Genomic DNA, 3119 nt, shown 5'->3' with positions numbered 1-3119 from the left:
AACTCCCCCACGCGGGTAAAGCCGGTTTCCAGCATCTCCACATAGGCCATCTCGGCAACCGCCTGCATCTGGTCGGGATCGAGATGCAGCGCGAACCGATACATGGCCTCCCGCCAGGTCCAGAAACTGTCCGCCGAAGGGCCGCGTGTCTCGGCCAGTCCGGACATCGCTCTCTGGAAGGCATGGCTGTGCAGATTGGAGAGCCCGGGAACGAGGGCCTCGGCGGTCACATCGCCCGGCTGCGGCGTGGTATCGGGCACGACCTCCGCAATGAGGGAACCATCGAAGGCGATACGCACATTCCTCGCCCAGCCCTGCGGCAGCAAGGCCGCCCTCGCGAAAATCTCCCTGGCCATTTCTGTCCTTTCTCCCGTCAGAGGGCTATGCATGCGGATCATTTATATGTATATACCTATTCCAGCGACAAAGGAAGAGCCGAGATGAGACCTGCCGGAGAAACAGCCATTCTTCTCGAGAACGCCATGCTTTACCGGGGCCCGTCCGCGCAAGCGACGACGGAACCGGGATCGGTTCTTATCGGCAACGGGCGCGTGATTTCCGTCGGGGCCGGCCTTGTCGCTCCCGAGGGGGCGACGGTGGTGGATTGCGCGGGCCGGCTTGTGACGCCGGCGCTGATCGATTGCCACACGCATCTGGTCTATGGCGGCAATCGCGCAGCCGAGTTCCAGATGCGTCTGGAAGGGGCAAGCTATGCGGAGATCGCGGCGGCGGGCGGCGGCATCGTCTCGACCATGCGGGCCACGCGAGACGCGAGCGTGGAAGCGCTCGTGGCCCAGGCATTGCCCCGTCTGGATGCCCTCCTCGCGGAAGGGGTCGGCACGGTAGAGATCAAATCGGGATATGGTCTCTCGGTCGAGGCGGAAATCCGGATGCTGCGGGCCGCCCGGCTGCTCGAGGGTCTGCGCCCGGTCCGGGTGAAAACCTCCTGGCTTGCGGCCCATGCGCTTCCGCCCGAATTCGCGTCCGACCGCGCCGCCTATCTCGATCGCGTGGTGCTGGCCGGGCTGGAACAGGCCCACGCGGGAGGGCTTGTGGACGCCGTCGACGGGTTTTGCGAGCATCTTGCCTTCACGCCCGATGAAATCGCGCGCGTCTTCGACAAGGCGGAGGCGCTCGGCCTGCCGGTGAAACTGCATGCGGAACAGCTCTCCCATCAGGGCGGTGCGGCGCTGACGGCGGCGCGCGGCGGGCTCTCGGCCGATCATCTCGAATATCTGACCGAAGAGGATGCCCGCGCCATGGCCGAAGCGGGAACCGTGGCGGTGCTGCTGCCGGGCGCGTTCTACATGCTGCGCGAAACCCGGCTTCCTCCGGTCGCGGCGCTCCGCGCAGCGGGTGCCGATATCGCTCTTTCCACCGATGCCAATCCGGGCACGTCACCCATGACCTCGCTGCTGATGGCGATGAACATGGGGGCTGTCCTCTTCGGCCTGACGGTCGGCGAATGCCTGCGCGGCACCACCGGCGCTGCGGCAAAGGCGCTCGGCCTTGCCGGCGAAACCGGCGCGATCCTGCCCGGCCTCTCGGCGGATCTTGCGATCTGGAATGCGCAGAGCCCGGCGGAACTGGTCAATCCCATCGGCTTCAATCCGCTCCATGCCCGTTACTTCAAAGGACAGAAGGTCTGACATGACACGATTTCTCACCCCCGGAAACGTTACGCTTGCCGATCTGGAAGAGATTTACTGGAACGGAACGCCCGTACGCATCGCGCCTTCGGCCCATGCCGCCATCGACCGGGCTGCGGCCCGGATCGCCGAAGTCGCGGCGGGCAATGCCGCTGTCTATGGCGTGAATACCGGGTTCGGCAAGCTGGCCTCGATCAAGATCGACCGCGCCGACGTGGCGACCCTGCAGCGCAACCTCATCCTCTCCCATTGCTGCGGCGTGGGCGATCCGCTGCCCGACAGCGTGGTCCGCCTGATCATGACGCTGAAGCTCATGTCGCTCGGGCGCGGCGCTTCGGGCGTGCGCCGGCTGATCGTCGACCGGATCGAGGCGATGCTCGAACAGGGCGTGCTGCCGGTCATCCCCGAAAAGGGCTCGGTCGGCGCATCCGGCGATCTGGCGCCGCTGGCCCATATGACGGCCGTTCTGCTCGGCCATGGGGAGGCCATCGTCGGCGGCCGCCGGCTGCCGGGCGCAGAGGCGCTGCGTTCCGTCGGGCTGGAGCCGATCGCGCTCGAAGCCAAGGAAGGCCTGGCGCTGATCAACGGCACGCAGGTTTCCACCGCACTCGCGCTTGCCGGTCTCTTCCGGGCCATGCGCGCGCTGAAATCCGCCATCGTCACCGGGGCGCTCTCCACCGATGCCGCCATGGGCTCCACCGCACCCTTCATCGAGGAGATCCACACGCTGCGCGGCCATGCCGGTCAGATAGAGGTGGCGGCGGCGCTCCGCCTCCTCATGGAGGGCTCGGGCATCCGCGCCGCCCATGCGGACAATGACGAGCGCGTGCAGGATCCCTATTGCCTCCGCTGCCAGCCGCAGGTCGACGGCGCCTGCCTGGACGTGTTGCGTCAGGCGGCCCGCACCCTGGAGATCGAGGCAAATGCAGCGACCGACAATCCGCTCGTCCTCTCCGACGGGCAGGTCGTATCCGGCGGCAATTTCCATGCCGAGCCGGTGGCGCTCGCCGCCGACATGATCGCGCTCGCCGTGGCCGAGATCGGCGCGATTGCCCAGCGGCGCATCGCGCTGCTCGTCGATCCGGCGCTGAGTTACGGACTGCCCGGCTTCCTGACGCCCAAGCCCGGCCTGAATTCCGGCCTGATGATCGCGGAAGTCACCACCGCCGCGCTGATGAGCGAAAACAAGCAGATGGCGCATCCGGCCTCGATCGACTCCACGCCCACCAGCGCCAACCAGGAAGACCATGTATCCATGGCCTGCCACGGCGCGCGCCGGCTTCTGCCGATGACCCAGAATCTCTACTGGATTCTCGGCGTCGAGGCGATGATGGGTGCGCAGGGCGTGGAACTGCGTGCCCCCCATGTGACCTCGCCGCGACTTCTGGCCGTAAAGGCCGCCATCCGCGAACGGATCGCGCCGCTTGTCGAAGACCGGTTCATGGGCGACGACATGGCCGCGGCCGGCGA

Annotated in this window: 2 protein-coding genes and 1 pseudogene; 2 read left to right on the top strand and 1 reads right to left on the bottom strand. The window is 66.8% G+C overall.

Annotation, left to right across the window (positions count from 1 at the left end):
* Positions 1–356 (bottom strand): annotated as a pseudogene (locus ACT54B_RS21175) (formimidoylglutamate deiminase); the annotation flags it as partial.
* Between the two features lie 84 nt (positions 357–440).
* Between ACT54B_RS21175 and hutI the strand changes: the two are divergent.
* Together hutI and hutH are read left to right on the top strand one after the other, a co-directional pair.
* Positions 441–1649 carry an imidazolonepropionase gene (hutI, locus tag ACT54B_RS21170; protein WP_476047911.1) on the top strand — a complete coding sequence of 403 codons (1209 nt, stop codon included), beginning with the start codon at positions 441–443 and terminating at the stop codon, positions 1647–1649.
* Between the two features lies 1 nt (position 1650).
* The coding region (gene hutH, locus ACT54B_RS21165; RefSeq protein ID WP_476047910.1) for a histidine ammonia-lyase at positions 1651–3119 on the top strand (1469 nt) is incomplete at its 3' end.

The sequence above is a fragment of the Gellertiella sp. DMC107 genome (assembly GCF_056313605.1).
The sequence above is the reverse complement of the archived record's forward strand: the minus strand, read 5'-3'. Positions and strand labels throughout refer to the sequence as shown.